The organism is Vibrio sp. YT-19(2023) (assembly GCF_033337395.1).
In genome coordinates, this window is record NZ_JAWOQN010000024.1 from 60,152 (window position 1) to 78,323 (window position 18,172).

At 43.6% G+C, this 18,172-nt stretch carries 19 protein-coding genes; 4 read left to right on the forward strand and 15 right to left on the reverse strand.

Annotated elements, in window-relative coordinates; all coding sequences use genetic code 11:
• Positions 1 to 6: 6 nt before the first annotated feature.
• Genes R7E78_RS17280 through R7E78_RS17290 form a run of 3 tightly spaced genes read right to left on the reverse strand, consistent with a single transcriptional unit; the run spans position 7 to position 2,043 of the window.
• On the reverse strand, positions 7 to 837 hold the full coding sequence (locus tag R7E78_RS17280; protein WP_005374252.1) for a DUF4198 domain-containing protein: 831 nt from the start codon (positions 835 to 837) through the stop codon (positions 7 to 9).
• Positions 838 to 852: 15 nt separating this feature from the next.
• A complete protein-coding gene (locus R7E78_RS17285) occupies positions 853 to 1,392 on the reverse strand; it encodes a DUF2271 domain-containing protein (protein ID WP_017635538.1) in 540 nt (179 codons plus the stop codon).
• A gap of 21 nt (positions 1,393 to 1,413) precedes the next feature.
• The gene (locus R7E78_RS17290) at positions 1,414 to 2,043 is read right to left on the reverse strand and encodes a PepSY-associated TM helix domain-containing protein (protein WP_021035904.1); all 630 of its coding nucleotides are present in this window, start codon (positions 2,041 to 2,043) and stop codon (positions 1,414 to 1,416) included.
• 729 nt (positions 2,044 to 2,772) lie between these two features.
• Here R7E78_RS17290 and R7E78_RS17295 point away from each other — a divergent pair.
• The gene (locus tag R7E78_RS17295; protein WP_054576197.1) at positions 2,773 to 3,261 is read left to right on the forward strand and encodes a hypothetical protein; all 489 of its coding nucleotides are present in this window, start codon (positions 2,773 to 2,775) and stop codon (positions 3,259 to 3,261) included.
• Positions 3,262 to 3,328: 67 nt separating this feature from the next.
• On the opposite strand, the gene R7E78_RS17300 is transcribed toward R7E78_RS17295, so the two are convergent.
• The 9 genes from R7E78_RS17300 to R7E78_RS17340 form a co-directional block, all read right to left on the reverse strand.
• Entirely contained in the window at positions 3,329 to 4,501 is a 1,173-nt protein-coding gene (locus R7E78_RS17300; RefSeq protein WP_005374255.1) for a tetratricopeptide repeat protein, read from the reverse strand.
• Positions 4,498 to 5,118: an energy transducer TonB gene (locus tag R7E78_RS17305; RefSeq protein ID WP_005374256.1), complete on the reverse strand. Its 621-nt coding sequence runs from the start codon at positions 5,116 to 5,118 to the stop codon at positions 4,498 to 4,500. The genes R7E78_RS17300 and R7E78_RS17305 overlap by 4 nt, the downstream gene beginning before the upstream one ends.
• Positions 5,118 to 5,522 (reverse strand): ExbD/TolR family protein, encoded by a 405-nt coding sequence (locus R7E78_RS17310; protein WP_005374257.1) that lies wholly within the window; start codon positions 5,520 to 5,522, stop codon positions 5,118 to 5,120. Before R7E78_RS17310 ends, R7E78_RS17305 begins: the two co-directional genes overlap by 1 nt.
• Positions 5,519 to 6,073: a MotA/TolQ/ExbB proton channel family protein gene (locus tag R7E78_RS17315; protein WP_318058105.1), complete on the reverse strand. Its 555-nt coding sequence runs from the start codon at positions 6,071 to 6,073 to the stop codon at positions 5,519 to 5,521. Before R7E78_RS17315 ends, R7E78_RS17310 begins: the two co-directional genes overlap by 4 nt.
• Positions 6,073 to 7,440, reverse strand: coding sequence for a MotA/TolQ/ExbB proton channel family protein (locus R7E78_RS17320; protein WP_042523423.1), 1,368 nt, complete (start codon positions 7,438 to 7,440; stop codon positions 6,073 to 6,075). The genes R7E78_RS17315 and R7E78_RS17320 overlap by 1 nt, the downstream gene beginning before the upstream one ends.
• A complete protein-coding gene (locus R7E78_RS17325) occupies positions 7,441 to 8,208 on the reverse strand; it encodes a DUF3450 domain-containing protein (RefSeq protein WP_005374260.1) in 768 nt (255 codons plus the stop codon).
• A gap of 74 nt (positions 8,209 to 8,282) precedes the next feature.
• Entirely contained in the window at positions 8,283 to 10,376 is a 2,094-nt protein-coding gene (locus R7E78_RS17330) for a TonB-dependent siderophore receptor (RefSeq protein ID WP_213871503.1), read from the reverse strand.
• A gap of 207 nt (positions 10,377 to 10,583) precedes the next feature.
• On the reverse strand, positions 10,584 to 11,957 hold the full coding sequence (locus tag R7E78_RS17335; RefSeq protein ID WP_064369509.1) for a sensor histidine kinase: 1,374 nt from the start codon (positions 11,955 to 11,957) through the stop codon (positions 10,584 to 10,586).
• Positions 11,957 to 12,622 (reverse strand): response regulator transcription factor, encoded by a 666-nt coding sequence (locus tag R7E78_RS17340; protein WP_005386018.1) that lies wholly within the window; start codon positions 12,620 to 12,622, stop codon positions 11,957 to 11,959. The genes R7E78_RS17335 and R7E78_RS17340 overlap by 1 nt, the downstream gene beginning before the upstream one ends.
• 230 nt (positions 12,623 to 12,852) lie before the next feature.
• Here R7E78_RS17340 and R7E78_RS17345 point away from each other — a divergent pair, with 230 nt between their 5' ends.
• Positions 12,853 to 13,563: a glycerophosphodiester phosphodiesterase family protein gene (locus R7E78_RS17345; protein ID WP_053350831.1), complete on the forward strand. Its 711-nt coding sequence runs from the start codon at positions 12,853 to 12,855 to the stop codon at positions 13,561 to 13,563.
• 35 nt (positions 13,564 to 13,598) lie between these two features.
• On the opposite strand, the gene R7E78_RS17350 is transcribed toward R7E78_RS17345, so the two are convergent.
• On the reverse strand, positions 13,599 to 14,081 hold the full coding sequence (locus tag R7E78_RS17350; RefSeq protein ID WP_047102844.1) for a murein L,D-transpeptidase family protein: 483 nt from the start codon (positions 14,079 to 14,081) through the stop codon (positions 13,599 to 13,601).
• Between the two features lie 242 nt (positions 14,082 to 14,323).
• On the opposite strand from R7E78_RS17350, the gene R7E78_RS17355 reads away from it, so the two are divergent.
• Together R7E78_RS17355 and R7E78_RS17360 are read left to right on the forward strand one after the other, a co-directional pair.
• Entirely contained in the window at positions 14,324 to 15,319 is a 996-nt protein-coding gene (locus R7E78_RS17355) for a 2-hydroxyacid dehydrogenase (protein WP_033906222.1), read from the forward strand.
• An 85-nt stretch (positions 15,320 to 15,404) separates the two neighbouring features.
• The gene (locus R7E78_RS17360) at positions 15,405 to 15,761 is read left to right on the forward strand and encodes a YibL family ribosome-associated protein (RefSeq protein WP_005374274.1); all 357 of its coding nucleotides are present in this window, start codon (positions 15,405 to 15,407) and stop codon (positions 15,759 to 15,761) included.
• Positions 15,762 to 15,924: 163 nt separating this feature from the next.
• Here the strand turns inward: R7E78_RS17360 and R7E78_RS17365 are convergent, their stop codons facing one another.
• Both R7E78_RS17365 and R7E78_RS17370 read right to left on the reverse strand, forming a co-directional pair.
• Positions 15,925 to 16,956, reverse strand: coding sequence for a cytosolic protein (locus R7E78_RS17365; protein WP_318058106.1), 1,032 nt, complete (start codon positions 16,954 to 16,956; stop codon positions 15,925 to 15,927).
• Between the two features lie 103 nt (positions 16,957 to 17,059).
• Positions 17,060 to 17,821: a hypothetical protein gene (locus R7E78_RS17370; protein WP_005374276.1), complete on the reverse strand. Its 762-nt coding sequence runs from the start codon at positions 17,819 to 17,821 to the stop codon at positions 17,060 to 17,062.
• Positions 17,822 to 18,172 lie beyond the last annotated feature (351 nt).

Genomic DNA, 18,172 nt, shown 5'->3' on the forward strand with positions numbered 1-18,172 from the left:
ATTCGATTAGTTAAGTTGAGTTTCAAACGTAAGATGAACATTGGCACTCGCTTTATCCGCCAATGGATTATCTTTTAATTCACCTTTGTAGTTCGCTTTCATTAAGTAGCGCCCAGCGACTTCTGGCGTGAAGATCACTTTGCCATCTTTATCGCTCACCACATCGATTTGTTCTTGATGGTTTCGGTACATGGTACCTTCACGTGTAATCTCAGCAGTAACGCCCTCTTGTGGCTCTCCGTTAAAGAAAAACTGGAAAGTCACAGGCTCACCTTCAATGATGTCCGATGGATGCGTGATCGGTTTCATCTCCAGCATTTTGCCTTCAATCTCCAACGCTTTGTCCGTTGGCATACCAACCGTAATGTAGCTTTCTGCTCGGGTGTAACTTAGTTGAGTAACCACATCACGCGCTTGCTCAGGAAGCACGTCACCACGCTCAGCTTTGTTTGCTCGCGCCCATTTCACCGTATCACGACGGCCCGCTTTGTATTGTGTGTAGTAGCTCGGCTGATTATTAATCGCGACTTTGTGCGTGCCTTCTTCTGTAAAAAAGAAATCAAACATAGAGCGACGCTTGCCACGAACAACAAAGTTAGGACGCTCAGAGCGGCCATCCGGCATCACCACAAATGCCTGATCACTACCCGCAGGCTTATCAAAAACAAACGTTCCGTGAGAGGCAGTAACATCAAATGTCAGCCAGTCACCGCCTTCTTTAGAAACCGTAAAGTGAGAGGGCAGAACCCAACGTGGATGTGCTTGTGCGGTGGTGGTTACAGCCAATCCCATTGCCATTACACTCGCCAATGCCACTGCTTTCATTTTGGTTTTCATTGTTGTGTCCTTTAATCACTTAACTTGATAATTGACGGTGATGACACCCGTCTCTTGTGTTGGTTTAAGCTCATAGCGCACGTCACTGTCCGCTAGCGTTATTTTTTGACGTAAGTAGTTTCGCCCACCGTGTTCACGAACGACCTCGACGTACAACGTGTAATTTCCTTGTTCCAAACGCTCCCCTGCGTCATTGGTTCCATCCCAGACAAAGCGGTATTGACCAGCAGGACGTGTTGCAGAAGTCACCGCATCAACAAGTTCACGATCATAACGACCCGCTTTTCTCCACCAGCTGCGTAGATCTTTTAACCATTCGTCTTTCCCTACCCATAACTGAATGGTTTTAACCGGTTTACGCTGATCGTTTTCAACCCAAACCGCCACATAAGGGCGTGCATACATTGAGGTATCTATCTTTGGAAGTTCGAGTTCGAAGTCGACCTTCGCGTTATCTGGTAGAGGCGCCGCGGAAAGAGAGAAAGGAGTAAAAGCCGCGATCAAAGCGGCTTTACAAAAGTGATTACGGCGGAAAAACCTTCCTGTGTTCAACATAAGTGTTCTCTAAAAAAGCTGTTATGGAACAGCAACAAAATAAATTACGAGCGACAGTAACGTACCAAAGCTCATCCATTGCATTGACGTTCTGAGCGTCTTCTTCTTAGGCAGTAACAAGCACACGCCTGTAAGAACAAAAAACACCATCAAAAGCGCAGTGACGTCGATAAACCACTTCCAAATCCCGCCACTGTTGCGTCCTTTATGTAGATCGTTCAGCAGCGCAACAATACCGTAGTGCGTCGTTTCAACATCAGCCGCACCAGTAGTCATATCAATAAAGACCGTAGCGTTATAACCCGGGCCTTTAAAATCCATAGAAAGCTCTCCGAGTAACAACTCACCTTGCTCAACTTCGGTATACACATCTAGTGCGGAAGGAGTGCCGCGAAGCTCGGTTTCTTTAGTCAAGAAAGCTACCAGTTCTTCACGATTAGGTTGAAAGGTATCTGAATGTGAGAATAGAACTGAGTGCGGAACCGTCAGAGTATGTTGTTGAATGATAGGTTCACTGCGTTCAAACAATTCGGGGCGATTGAGGGTAATACCAGTTACTGCAAAAAACAGCGTAACTAAGAGAAGAGCCATCGAAATATAGATATGTAGGCGGCGAGCCCAAGTTTGAACACCTTTGCTTTTAAGCAACATAGAAACAATCATCACCAATAAATGTGGGGCATAATTTAGGTGATAATCATTCGTATTGGCATTTAATTTACATTGTTTACTTTTTCAATTCAGCTTGGCTTGCACATGTTTTAGCTATTTGGCCCAATGCGAGTTACCGATTGCCTACCTTTTAGATAATAATCATCTCAATTAAAATAACTAAAAGTTAAACCACTTCCTCAGTTCGCAAAAATGACATAGATCTCATATAAACGTAGGTTACTATGTTCTTTTAACCTAATTACTTTCGGTGTAAAACATGAATAAATGTCCTGCGATCATCGGTATTGTATTTGATGAAAAGAGTTTGAAAGCTATCGATAGAATAAATGAATTACATGAATTAGAGAGATCGGCCAAAGTATTTATTAGCTAGGGTAACCTTTGGAGTATTTTTGGAGGAAACTCCCTGAAGGGGACAGCGAGTAGTGGCCTATCTAAAGCAATTACTGCTATTCCCGCCAAACCAGGATGGGAAACCGCTAAAAATGTTAGCATTGGATTAGGAAGAGGAATTTCTTCTGATGCAAGCCAAACTGCTTGGAGTATATCACAAGCTAATTGGGAGTATTACTTCAAATCATATAGTGCCTTAGATCAGATCAAGCTGAGAGAAATCGAAAAAATCGCCACTTTCCAAGCACTTGATCATGTACACGATAGCAAGCAATATAGATTTTGGAAAGCGATCTCAGATGGATGTAAAATATGAACAAGAACGCTGTAATAATACTCTTATCATTTTTCTCAAGTGTCGCTTTAGCAAATGCAAAATTTGAAGACAGTTTATTTAAAAATGTAAGCCAATCTATTGATAATTATGGTGCTAAGATAAAGCAGTGTGAATCTATGGCAAAACAGAATACGCCTGACAAAAAAATCCTAGAGTATTCAAAGAACCATATAGAAGCATTAACTCCTGTTCTGCCTTTTTTAAGCGAAAAAGCTTTTGAAGCTTGTGTCTTAAAAGAGAAACAAGAACTAGCATATCACTTATTAATAGCAAAAAATAACGCTTCAAGAACCTCAACATTAAAGCTTGTAGAATCGACTGAAAGCCTTACTTTTCATATCGAACCTACATCTATAGAAAAGTTTGAAACACTGAGCAAAGTACATCAAGAATATATAGAGAAAAAACCCTTTTTCTCCCGACCATTTGATGCGTTAGCCTTTTATGAAAAACTCATGCAGTAAATAGCCTTTATGACTTTAGACAAAAAAATACCCGAGACTGAGCTCGGGTATTTAATAAAAATGTTCGCTATGAGTTCTGCGTCGATTCTACTTTGCGTAGCTGAGATAGATACTTAACCCAACTTTTTGCCTGATTCGATGGCTTAATCTCATTCGCTCTTTTGGCATTAGCGAGCGCATCGTCAAACCGCTTAAGTTTGTAGTAAGCGCGAGTTTTGATAAGTGCAACATCCGCTTTACGACCTCTGACATTATCGAGCGCGGCAATGGCATCTTTATAATGGCCTTCTTGCACCAGCAGTTGAGAATAGTTCCAGTAATACTGCCTATCTAGCTGAGCTGCAATACGCCAGCTATCAATAGACTCTTCCCACTCTTTTGCCATTTGCCAATACGTTGCTTGCTGAGCTTTTAGCTTACTATTCGAGTTTACATCCTCTAGCTCGTTCATCACCAATGCAGCTCTCTCAGGAATACCTCGTTTCGCGTACAATTGTGCCAGCAGCTTTAAGTCATCTTGGCTAAGTTGTAACCCTTTCAGTTTTGCCAACGCCAAAGAGTCTAGGGCACGTTTGTTGTCATCAACCCGTAGATATAGAGCAACAAGCTGACGCCACCATTCAATTCGCTCAGGTTCAATCACTATTAAGCGTTTGATGGTCGAGATTGCCGGCTTCCACTTTTTCAGTTCTAGCTCAGCAGAAAGCTTTATCGACAATGCGCCAAGCTTGTCTGGCTGACCAAACTTCTCATAACGAGCCATTGCTGAAAGCACTTTTTGCCACTGACTCAGTTGATAATGAGATTGGGAAATACGCAGCCATAGTTCATGCGCTTTTTGACCTTTAGGAATGTTTTTGCTCAAGGCATAGTAATGAGGTAAAGCCTTAGAAAAACGTTGCTCGTTCAGCAGTATATCAGCCAACATTTTTCGGGTTTGCCATGCTTGCTCATCTTGTAGCAAACCACTATTGACTGCCAACTCAAGTTGCTTAATCGCCGCTTGAGTTTGCTCGTTCTGCCAGTAAAAAATACCCAACATTCGAGCGACATAAGCTTGGTCATATCCACGAGAAAGCTCCATAGCTTCAAGAGATGAAATCGCTTCTTTTAGTTTCTCCTCTTGAGCCAAGTTGTGTGCTCGTTGAACTCTCGCTGCGGTGTATTGGCTTAACTCACTGGCAATGGTTGAGAGTGCACTCAGGCTTAATACCGTACCGATTAAGAATTTTTTCATCATTTGGCTAACTTGAACTCCACTTTAGCGGTTTGTCCGAACTGCTCAATTGACACACCATCCTCAACTTTTGGCTGATACTTCCATTTTTTAAGCGCACGGATTGCTTCCCTTTCAAACATGCGCTCGGGCTCAGCCTCGATCACTTCAATATCTTTTGGTCGTCCAGTTGCATCGATCGTGAAACGCATAATGACATAACCTTCCACTCTACGTTTCAGCGCCTTACTTGGATAACGAGGATCAACACGATACAACGGCAGTGCTTGCTGGTTGCCCATTGTTCCCTTCAAGTTTGGAGCGCTAATCGCGATGCCTTCAAGGGCTGTGTTTAAACCTAAAGCACTGACTGGCGTCATCTGACTCATTGGTTCCATTTGAGTGTCAGCTTGAGACAGATCCATTGGCTCCGGCGCTTGAGGTGGTTCTGGTTGCTCCGGCACTGAACGTTGACGACGCTGCACGTCTGCTTCATTCTCTACCATCACCATATCAAAACGAACGGCTTCTGAAGCTTCTGGTGCACGCTGGTTGCCTTTATCAACCATCCACGCCATAAAGCTAAACAAGCTCACAGAAATTAACAGTGATGCTGGTAGTGCAAGTAACAGCCTGCCCATTAAGGTTTCTCCGCCGCCAATGCAATGTTCTTCACACCCGCCGCCTTTGCAGCGTCCATCACTTTCACGACAGTGCCATTGTAAGCATGCTCGTCAGCTTGGATAACTAACGAGGCATCAGGTTGATCAAGTAACAGGTGCTCAATAGAGGCCTCAACACGCTCAATATCAACCACTCGTTTGTCAATGTACACATCATTCGCTGCCGTTACTGCGATAAAAATGCCCGCGTCTTTTTGACTTACTACATTAGAAGCCTGGGGGCGATTCACTTCTACACCGGATTCACGTACAAACGAACTGGTCACAATGAAGAAGATCAACATGATGAAGACGATATCAAGCATCGAGGTTAAATCGACTTGAGCTTCATCTTGTTGGTTAGGTCTGCGTCCGAGTCTCACTTTTGACTCCTTAAAGATTGTTCTAACTGGATAGCTTTTCGTTCACACACTTTGCTAAGGCGAGCATGAATAAACATGCCCGCAAGCGCTGCTACCATACCTGCCATGGTTGGCAGCGTAGCAAGTGAGATACCAGAAGCCATCAATTTCGGATTGCTGCTGCCTTGCGATGCCATTACGTCAAACACCGTAATCATGCCTGTCACCGTCCCTAACAACCCTAGCATTGGGCAAACCGCCACAAGTAGCTTAATAGTCGATAGGTTTTGGCGTAGTTCGATTTGCGCTTTTGCAATCCATCCTTCACGGATTTGATGCGCGTACCAAGAGTGGTGCTCTGATCTTGCGTGCCACTGCTCACAAAGCTGTTTTTTTACCCCAGGGAAAACCGTTGTGAGATAAATAACTCGCTCCATAACCAACAGCCAGCACACCGCCACGACGGCGGCCAGCCACCATAGGATTTGACCACCTTGCTGCATAAAGCTCATCAAGGTTGTGGCCCAATCCTCACTGTTCAAACCCAATGTGCTGAGTAGGATCTGCTCCATTACGCTGCGTTCTCCGCTAAGGTGTTAGAGTGACTTTTGTTATTCGGCATATCACGCTCAGCTTGTTCTGCAACTAAACCGATGCCTTGTTTTTCTAAGATACTGCGAATATTTTCTGCTTGAGAGCTCAATACGTTGTGCGCTAATAGCAAAGGCATGGCTGAAACAAGGCCAAGTACGGTAGTCACAAGTGCCATCGAAATGCCACCCGCCATTACTTTCGGATCACCATTACCAAATTGAGTGATGACTTGGAAGGTTTCGATCATACCCGTTACCGTGCCTAGTAGGCCAAGCATAGGAGCTAGAGCAGCAAGAAGCTTAAGCATCGACAACCCTTTTTCTAGGTGGGTTTGCTCATCAACAACGGCTTCCAAAAGACGTAGTTCTAACGCTTCTACGCTGCGATGCTTGTCTTTCTGGTATACCGCAAGCACGCGACCCAAAGGGTTGTTTCCTGGCTGCGCTGGGGTTTTCAGTTGCTTCATGATTTTCTGGCGCGAAATCATCAGAGATGCACCACGTACGAGCGCAATCAATAGGCCGATAGCCAATAAACCAAGGATGATTTTGCCGACAACGCCACCCGCATTTAGGCGATCAGCCAAAGTCGGTGAGTTTGCGAGCTGCTCAAGAAGAATGCCACGTGACGGATCTATGACAAGCGCATCAATGTCACCAGAGGAAATAGTATTCGCTGTTGGACCGCTTTCAGGCTGACGAAGATAGTTTACCGCATCTCCGCGTTGACCATTCCACTTAACGTAGCCAGTGTCATCCAGCAGCGCCATAGAACCAAGACGAACACCACTAACCGTTTGTTCACGACCCTCGCCATTTAGCAGTGTGAAAGAGACGTTTGCCATTTCACCGCTTGCTTTGATTTGTTCTTCCATGCTGCGCCACATCGCCTGAAGTTGGGTCAACGTTGGCAGTGATTTAGCCGCAACAATAGCATCGATATCTTTCTGATATGAGTTTGCATCTACACCGGTTACTGAGCTTTTTAGCTCAGACTCTAGCTCTTTTGCGTTCTGGCGAACGACGCCAAATAACTCACCTAGGCTCCCGGTTTCTAGACGCAACTTTTCTTCTAGCTGTGCCAGTTCTGCTTCATTTTCACCGAAGGTAACACTTAATGAGTCCGCCTCTGCTTGAAGAGCAGCACGCTCTGCCACCAATTTATTCTTTATAGCCTGTAGGTCTTGCTCTGTTTGCTTAAAACCTGATTCACGCGCGACATTGTGCGATTGCTGTTGACGATTTTCTTGCTGCGCCTTTTGTAACAACGCATCACTAGCAAAAGTTGTATAAGGCATTAATGCGGCTGTCGAGATTAATGCAACCGATAACCATTTTTTCATCATTTATTTGCCCTCCGCAGCGGTTAACGACACTGGTAGAGTTAACATGCTCGGCGCGATCTGTTTATTCGCCATAGCGAACGCTTTGTCTAGCTCTGATTTTTGCTCAGAACCCACTTGTTGCCATGCTTGTTGTTGCTGTGACCAGCTCCAAAATGTGTCACCAGATAAGCTACGCGCTACCAAAGACAAACGCCCTAAATAGAGAATGTCCGCCTCCACAGCTTCATTGTCACCTAGGTTAATCTTGCCTTGGTAAACGCCAAGCTTGGTGCCGTAATCCATTTCAATTTGGTACGCTTCTAAAATACGACGAAACTTCTCTGCATCCGCAACGTCTGCACGCGTCATCATGGAATCCAGCTTTGCAATTCGCTCCTCACGTTGCGCTTTGCGTATAGGCTTGTCGTTAGCGACGAGCACTTTTAAGCCCTCAAGCATGTGATACATCAAAGGCACGACACCTTGACGAGTTTGAGCAATCTGCTCAATTTGCTCGTTCAAGCTATCAACTTCTTGATTTTGACTTTCAACAAGGCTTGCAAGATGATCGCGATAAATCTTCAAGTTACCGACTTCCTCTTGCAGCTGCTCAATTTCAGCTTCTAGAGTAAGTGATTTTTCTGCGCTTGCATCAATACGTTTTTGGCTTACCGCCGACGACTGGTTTGTTTTACTCTGCACAGCTTGTGCATCGTTTAAGTTCGCCGCGTGAGCGGGAATCAAAACCGATGATATCAACAGAGCGATACTTGATTTCATTAGATTCATACGAGTTATATTTCTGTGTTCCAAAAACGACCAAAGGGGAAGACTACCCTTCCCCTTTAATAATCAAATTGTTATCAGTACTTGAACTGGATTGTTGCCATGTAGTTGCGGCTTTCTCCAACCACAACCCCACTCGCACCTTTTTGCTCGCCATTCGTGCTACCACCACCTGCGAAGTAGTCGGTATCGAATAAATTCTCGACATTGAATCGAGCAATGATATCCAAGTTTTCATCGTACTTATGTTTGTATGACACGCCCATATCAACGCGAGCGTAGCCATCTTTCTTGAAGGTGTTCTTTGCATCACCGTAGCGATCACCTTCATAAATCAAACCAAGGTTTAAGTTAGTGTTGTCTTGAACCTTGTAGCTAGACCATAGACTTGCCGAGAACTCTGGCACGTCTACAGGGCGGTTACCTTCATATCTTTCTGCCTTCTTAAGCTCTGCATCCAAATACATCGCAGAAGCGGTTAGCGACAACTCTGGGGTCACAAAACCTTGAGCCATTAACTCAGCGCCTTTGTGAACTTGCTCACCACCTTGCGTTTTCTTGTGTAGGAGATTGCCGCCCGCGTCTTTGCCGCTTTCAACATCCAGCGAGATGTTCTCTAACGTGATATCAAACACAGCACCAGATACAAATAAACGCTGATCAAACAGTTCCCACTTCGTACCGATTTCATAAGAGATACCACGCTCAGCGTCGAGTTTCTCACCTTCATTGATGTAGGTACGACTACCGTTGCTGACTTCACCTTGAGGCATGAAACTTTCAGAATACTGAACGTAAACCGAGCCATTCGTCGATGGGTGGAAAATGACACCAAATTTTGGAGAAACCTGGTTTTCGGTCAGTTCATCATCACGCTTTTCGTCATAACGAACACCTGCAAGCACTTGCCAGTAATCATTAATCGTCATCATATTTTGCGCGTAGATACCCCAAGTATCGTACTCAGCAGTTGGTGATTTCTTCGAACTACGATAGCTAGGCTTAGGCACCGTTTCTCCTGGCGCAATACTCGCCTCATTATGAAATGCCATAAAGCGATCATAACTGTAATCTAAGTAGTTAGCGCCCACTAACAACGTGTTTTCCGTACCGAACAAAGTAAAGTCCGTCGTCACATCTATATATGCAGTATCAAATACCCAATTATCGGAGCGATCGTTGCCTCGATGCTTAATCGTATTTAACTCTTCATACTGATCAAACTTAGGGTAAGACTCTACATCAAAACGCTTAAAGTCTTGGCGGTTGTAACCTGCTTTTACGTTCACGTTATCCGTGACTTGCGCATTAATATCGACACCGTAGTTTTCTACTTCGTTATCAATTTCAGACCACTGCGCATCCCAAATGTACTTATCACCGCGAACCGCTTTGCCATCAACAATGTATGCGCCAGAGTCCACGCTACCATCGTCTTTCGTGCGATCGTAATGAGCCGATACCATAAAGTTGTCTGTGATATCGTACTCAACCACTAGGCCAGCTACCGTACGATCTGTTTTAGGCTCAGTGCCATCACCGTACCTGCGCCAAGAGCCGTAGCTTTCTTTGGCAAAAATTGCGCGCGCTCGCAGTGTCTCTGCATCATTTAGCGCGCCGCTCACATCAAGCACAGTGCGTGAGTGATCATTCGAACCTAGATCTTGACTCAAACTTGCTTGTGTTTGAGTTGTTGGTTTTTTCGAAACCATGTTTACCAAGCCACCCGGCTCAGATTTACCGTATAGCAGACCTGATGGACCTTTAAGCACTTCAACACGCTCTAAAAGCTCAATTGGCTGACGATAGTGTGACCAGTGTTGACGACCATCACGAAGAAAACCGTCTGAACTGCTAAGTTCAAAACCACGTAGAGAGAAACGTTCGCGGTTACGGCTTGTACCACCCGCGCTAACACTTGCATCGTTACGTAGCACTTCACCAAGTGTACTTGCACGCTGCTCATCAATTACCGTTTCATCGATAACCGCTACTTGTCCCGGCGTTTCCAGCTGCGTCATTTCCATGCGCATTGCTGTACTGTTTGTATCTGCCTTGTAGCCGAACTCTCGACCTTCTACAACTACATGTTCGTCTGTTTGAACTTCCGCCACTGCAGGTGTTGCTAACACTGCACCGATCACTAACGCCAAATGGCTCTTAGTAAACATATCCTTTCACTCCGATTATTATTTTTCGGGTCACATACTTGTTGAATGCGATTCCCTCTTAATTATTTCGCGGGTGAATATAAGTGATAAGTATTACCATTTGCATTAAATTTACATTCTTTGCATTTGCAAACTTTTGTAAAGTACTCTCTGATGATGCGCCATGATAATGTGACATTAATCACAAAAAATACAACTTAATCATACTTATTGTTTGAACACTAAAGTAACCCTCAAACCACCTTGCTCACGGTTTTTCGCCGTGACTGCTCCACCCATAATACGCATGGATTCTTTGACAATCGCAAGACCTAAACCGTAGCCACCAAGCTTTTTATCTCTAGAAGCATCTAAGCGTGTAAACGGATCAAAAATATCGACCAGCTTGTTCTCTGGAATACCAGGCCCATTATCAGATACTGACATGGTGGTGAATTGCTGCCCTTCTTTGACATAATTTTCCAGAGAAACTTCTATCTGAGATGCTTGTCCTGAATATTTAATGGCATTACCAATAAGATTGTTCAAACAACGAATGACCAGCGTTTCTTCACAAATGGCTTTAGCACATACAGCTTCTGAGCGGAAAGACAACGTCTGTTCTGACTTCAAATCTATTTTGCAACGTTCTACTTGCGGGGAGAGCAAAACTTCTAAATCACAGCGTTTCGTGGCTTTGTCGAAGCGCGCATTTTCCAAGCGACTGAACTCCAATATATCGCTGATCAAATGGTTTAGCTCTTTTGCTTCATCTTCTAGCCTTGTCACTAGGCTTTGCTCACTTTCTCCAACACGCTTTCGCAAAAGATGCAGAACCAAGTTCTGCCTCGCTAACGGCGTTCTCAATTCGTGAGAGACATCTCTTATAAGCAGTCGCTGCTTTTCAGCGAGAGAATGAATCTGTTGCGTCATGTGATCGAAGTCTTGCGCTAACTCGTTAAACTCACGCGTGCTCGACTTCAGCTCTTTCACGACACTAACATTAAAATCGCCATTAGATAGCTTTTTGCTTGCTTCTCTCAATCGATCCAATGGTTGCTGTAAGTTACGTGCCATTAGCAGCGAAAAGAGCGCCAAAATAACCACTGCAATCACGACTTTGAGAATAGAGAAATACAGAATGAAGTCATTTGCAGGGTGCAGTCGATGTGGCAATTGAATCACTAAAGTATTGCCATGAACTAAAGGAATATTGATGATGGGGCGATTCACTTTCCCCTCAAGTTGATCATCGATGCTTCTCTTAAATTGAAGTTTGAACTCGAAGTGCGGATGCATCAGACGGTGCGTAACTGGTTGCTGATGTTCATTCAACACAAATAAATAAAAGTTTTGCGCATTTGCCCAGTCAGCAAGTTCGTCCATGTCTCCGTGCTCAATCAATACGTTAGCTTGATGTGCAAGGTCTAGCATTTCTTCTCGCACACTATCGGGCACTTTCAACATGGCTTTCACCAGAGCTTGTTCCGCTAAGGATTGCACGACCAAAATGCTAATGACAATTGCGGTCATGCAACTAAATAACTTGAACGCTAAGCTGTCTTTACGTTTTGCAATAAAAGGTGGACACCGGAGCTTCATTAACGGTTTACAGCCTCTAAATAACTGTAACCTTTGCCACGGAAGGTTTTGATATGTTGCTTGGAAAGCCCCGCCTCAACTAACTTGCGACGTATGTTACTGATGTGCATATCAAGGTTGCGATCAAAAGGACTCAGCTCTTTCTTTAACACTTCAGTTTGAAGCTCTGCTTTTGAAATCACGACTCCTTGGTTTTTTACCAAGTAGCTCAATAGTTCAGCTTCCGTACTTGTGAGGGGTAAGCTATTAAGCTGGTCACTGATCGTTTGAACGGTACTACACATCGTCTGACGTTGACGTTCCAAGCCAACACGACGAAGAATCGCTTTGATGCGCATTAGAAGCTCAGCGACATTAAAAGGCTTTCCGATATACTGATCGGCCCCCGCTTGGTAACCATCAAGCATCGAGTTTTCATCGTTGAGAGCGGTAAGCATTAGAATAGGTGTCGCGAAGCGCTGACAGATCCTACGAGCAACTTGCATGCCGTTAAGGTTTGGTAACATGACATCAAGCAATACAAGATCTACAGGCGTTTTTTCCATATATTGCAGCGCACTTTCACCGCAATGCACAGAAGATACGATGTAGCCCTCCTCTTGCAAAACCGCTTCTAACAGCTCACACAAAGGAACGTCATCATCGACTATCAAAACTCGTGACATTACCACTCATCATTCAAATAAAAATGGTTCGCATTTTATTACTCATTTACCAATTAAACAACTACACACTCTAAGGCTTTAAGTCCACAGGACTCAGTCCAAGAAGCAGCAACGTACTATTAGAGTTTAATGTTCACTTGTACTAAAGGTTCCTAACAATATGCACCTAGATATATCTTCATAGAAAAAACGAGTACAATCTGGCAACCGCAAAGCAAAAGATAAAGCGAATGGAAACGTTATTAATTGGTCACCGTGGCGTGGCAGGTTCATACCCTGAGAATACAAAAATAAGCATTCAAGCAGCCATTGACCTGGGATTAAAGTGGGTGGAAGTGGATATACAACCTACCAAAGATAATGTTTTAGTGGTTTGCCATGATCATACCGTCAATCGATGCAGCAATGGACAAGGGCGTGTTGATGAGCTCACCCTGGAAGAGTTAAAAGCATTAGATTTCGGTAGTTGGTTTAGCACAGACTTTTCAGGCGAGAAGATCTTGACACTAGATGAACTGCTCACTTTAGCTACTGAGAATAAGCTTAACTTGAATATCGAAGTTAAAGTAGACAACCATCCAGCGGAAGAAGTGGTGCAGACTCTCGCCAATGCGTTAGCAAAAAGTCCAATGCCGCAAGAGAATGTACTCCTATCGAGCTTTAGTCATGACGTCATTAGAGCGATGCACAAATACTGCAGTGGCTACCGATTGGGTGTGTTAAGTGAATTCTTTACGAGAAAAGATAAACGCCTTTTGGAAGAAGTTAGTGCCTATAGCTGCAACCTAAACATTAACTGGGTTCGTACTCGCCAGATAAACAAACTCCAACAAGCCGGTTACAAAGTGATGTGCTATACGGTGAACAATCCAAATAAACTGAAATACCTACCTCAATTAGACGGTATTTTTAGTGATCATCCACAGCGCTTTATGCCATAGCCTATAAGAGCCAGAACATTAAAGGGGACCTTTTATTACCACTCAATCTGAATTGGTGTCCCCATCTCGACAAGCTGGATAAATTCATCCATCTCCTCGTTGGTAATCGCAATACACCCATTAGTCCAATCAAAACTTTGGATGTAAATCGGCAACTGACTCTCACCGTTTTTTAAGCCATGAATTTTGATGTTCCCTCCAGGGGAGACACCTCGGCGCTTCGCTTCCAACGCATCAATCGCATCAGGGTAACTGATATGCACAGAACGATAAAAAGCAGAGTCCTCTATAACATAATCTAAAGTGTATTCGCCCTCTGGCGTGCGATTGTCTCCCTCTTCTTGTTTATGTCCTTGAGGGTTCGCTCCTAAAGCAATTCGGTATTCTTTTAGCACTGCTCCTTGTTCCATCAAATACATTCGACGCTTAGACTTGTCGACTTTAACGAGGTCAACAGCTGCGTGAGTGCCAGAAGCAAACATACAACACAAGAACATAGAGCACCATTTTACTGACATTGTCGTAACGCCTAAGCTAATAAAGTGAACAAGAAAAGAGCGATAATGCTAGTCAGTTAATGCTCGTAAAGCAAACAGTATCTAATGCGGAACCGTAAGATAGCACTCGCTGAAAGGCGTACTTCTTATTGTTATTTGATACAACAAAAGTCAAAGAGAAGATTTCTCTATTCATTGCGGCTAAGTTGCATTACTTTATAAGCATATTTATTTATAAAGTCCGCACTTTTTGAGAGGGAACCATGATTAACATTGCTTTTTTTAGTGCAAAATCCTACGACGAAGCCTCTTTTAATAAAATTAAAAATAACCGCGATTTTGAATTTCACTATCACGACTTCCGACTAACCGAAAAAACAGCCAAGATGGCGCACGGCAGTGATGTTGTATGTGCGTTCGTTAATGATGATCTTTCAGCTCCCGTTCTTAAACAGCTTTCTCTAGGCGGGACCAAGCTTATTGCTATGCGCTGCGCGGGATTTGATAAAGTTGATCAACAAGCAGCCAAAGAACTAGGCTTACAAGTGGTTCGAGTTCCTGCTTACTCACCAGAAGCAGTGGCAGAGCACACGGTTGGTTTAATGATGTGTCTAAACCGCCGTCTTCACAAGGCCTACCAACGGACACGTGACGCCAACTTCTCGCTAGAAGGTCTTGTTGGCTTTAACTTTTTCGGAAAAACCGTTGGTGTTATTGGTACGGGTAAGATTGGTATCGCGACGATGCGTATCTTCAAAGGGCTTGGCATGGAACTGCTTTGCTACGACCCCTACGAAAATCCATTAGCACTAGAAATGGGAGCCCGTTACTGTTCGCTTGAAGAAATCTACGCTAATGCGGATGTTATCTCTCTCCACTGTCCAATGAGTGAAGAAAACTATCACTTATTGAACGAAAAAGCCTTCGCGCAAATGAAAGATGGTGTAATGATCATTAACACCAGTCGAGGCGAGTTGCTAGATTCACTAGCGGCGATAGAAGCGTTGAAACAAGGTAAGATTGGTGCGCTTGGCCTAGACGTGTATGACAATGAAAAAGACTTATTCTTCCAAGATAAATCTAACGATGTCATTGTAGATGATGTTTTCCGCCGTTTATCGGCTTGTCATAACGTGCTGTTTACTGGCCACCAAGCATTCTTGACTCACGAAGCACTTAATAATATTGCCTCTGTGACGCTTGATAACGTCGAAGCCTTTTTCTCTGGTAACGTATCGGGCAATGAACTGATTAACTAAAGCCAGACAATCGAGAAGTATAGTAGAGCGTGTGATCTCAGCTATGCTATACTTCTCGACTATTTAAAATTTGAGCCAAATTACCATGAGCATAAAAACTGATATTCAAAAGCTGCACAACCGTTTAGATACATGCCAACGTAAACTTGATGCGGCACGTTCTCGTGGTGATCACGAAATGATTACAAAGTTCACGGATGAAGTAGAACAGCTAACCAAAAAGCTTAACCAGTTAAAGCATAAGCAAAACTATGAGCTGAACAAAGAACGTAAAAGCTTACTTGATATGCCATTCTCTCGTGAAATCACCAAAGCAGAACAAGCGGACATCGGCAAACTGAAAAAACGCGTACGCGGCTTAGTAATCGTTCACCCATTAACAAAAGTTGGTAAAGAACTTCGCCTTGATGTGATGACAGGCTTTGCGCCAAAAGAGTTTTAAAACTCGCATTAACATTTATGGAGCCCAAGCATTTGCTTGGGCTTTTTATTTTGTACTGCTTCATTAGATTTCATCGACATATCAATCCATAAGCTATTAAAAAGGCCAGCGACAAAAGCCACTGACCTATTTCGACCAATATCGTCCGCATTACACCTCAACGCTACGACAGTTGCTGCAACTTGTGCTCCACAACGGGATCATTCGGAACCAGCTGCTGAGCGACTTCCAAAAGCTGTACTGCATCTTGCGGGTTGTCATACTCATGCTTAAGTGCAATATCAACAAGTGGCTGAATATCGATTTGCGCTTGATGCTCCTTCACATGTTCTTTCTTTTCTTCAATTAGTACATTATGAGCGGTACTCAGTAAGTTTAAACGATGCTGCGAGCTCGCATTCGCCTTGTTAAGGCACTGATAGTAATCTTCTTTTAAGCGCAGCGTTTTGGTCTGATGACGAAACTGCGCTATATCTATCTTCTGATAACGTATAAAGTCTACGGCCACTTGCTTATAAAAACCGAATTTATTCAAATACGTCGCGTGGGTACCATGTCCCATCCCGAAGACTCTTAAGTGAGTGAGCTCTGGGTAGCGTTTGGCGTGAAGGCGGTCGATTTCATTAGTTGGATCATAAATGATATAGCCTTTTGCATCGCCAAGGTCGAGGTCGTGATACTTTCCTTCCCAATCAAATTGTTGGGCAAGTTCAGTACTTGGCCTATCATCCCATGGCACCAAAACTTTGTTTTTTGTGCTGACCGGGTGAAACATCAATACTTGATCCAACTTTAATAGATTAGAAAAGGCACCAATAGCAAAACCACCGCGGCTAAGCCCATAACCTAAACGACATTCAAAAGGCTCAAGTAAAGTTGATAGCTGCTCTAGAAAGAAAATCAAATTACGGCTGCGAAACCAGTTACTTTTCCCAAGATGCTGAAATGAAATAATATTTACTTTTTGTTTCTGGGCTAAGCGATAACCCCAAGGCGCAAAATCTGAGTGTAAGTCCTGTACTTGTAGATTCGTACCAGCAGGGGAAAAGGTGAACAACAACGGTTTATTGCGGTCGACAAACTCATACTTAACAAATACATCATCAAGTAAGTCCTCCCCGGATATCGGTAGCCTGGTTTGCTGTTCTTCACGAGAAAGAGCCAGCCATTCATCCAACCAGTACAGTAACTTCATTAATCCTCCATCTAAATTGCGCCTAGCAATTGTGTTAAAAATCTAGTTTTTAGTGTGTGATCATCTCCCCCTGGTTACAGGGGACTCTGATATCAGTCCTCTTTTAAAACAAAGCGTGAATTTGCTTATTAAATTGGTCAATATCTAAGGTTTGATGGCGAACAAACTCCTGCGCCACCAGATTAAAAAATTCTAATTTATCTAATTGTGTGGATTGAGTGCCGTGTCCCATACCGACGACTTTTAAATGGGTAAGCTCTGGATAACGTTCAGCATGAAGACGATCAATGCGATTGGATGGGTCATAAATAATATAACCTTTGGCATTGCCCAAATCTCGATCATGGTAGCCGCTTTCCCAAGCAAACTGCTGAGCAAGCTCAGTACTCGGCCGATCATCCCAAGGCACTAACGCTTTATTTTTAGTGCTAACAGGATAAAACAACAAAAGATGTTCTAGTTTCAGCAAGTTAGCGAACGCGCCAATTGCAAAGCCACCTCGACTTTGCCCATAACCCAAACGACATTTGAAGGGATGAAGCAACTCAGATAGCTGCTCCAGAAAGAAAATCAAATTCCGACTACGGAACCAATTACTTTGTCCTAAATGTTGAAAGGCAATAATGTTTACTTGTTGTTGTATTCCGAGCTCGTAGCCCCAAGGAGAAAAATCCGGAGTTAAATCTTGTACCTGCACATCAGTACCGGAAGGAGAAAATGTAAACAACAATGGCTTGTTAAGATCGACGAGTTCATACTTCACAAACACATCATCAAGTAAATCGTAGCCAGAGATAGGTAAAGCCATCTCTTGTTCTTGTTGAGTAAGAGCTTGCCATTCATCTAACCAGTAAAGTAGCTTCATTTTTTCTCCAAGTGCATCCGCAGTATTTAGACTGGAACTCTATCAAAATGCGTTTAAGCATCCCACGTTGAGACTTAAGAAGGCTCTATTTGAAGCCCAAATGAGACGTATGGAAATGTCTTCGATTGAAGGTATTACTGCGTAAACTAAACCCAAAGTAGGTACGCAAAAACTTGGAGAAAGAGCTAGAGAAAAATCAATTAGAAGTTTCGATAACAGCGGTTAAAAAACAGCAGATACAAAAAAACCGCTGTCAGAACAGCGGTTTTTTTTTTAAAAGTGGCGGAGAGATAGGGATTTGAACCCTAGATACGCTATTAACGTATGCCGGTTTTCAAGACCGGTGCTTTC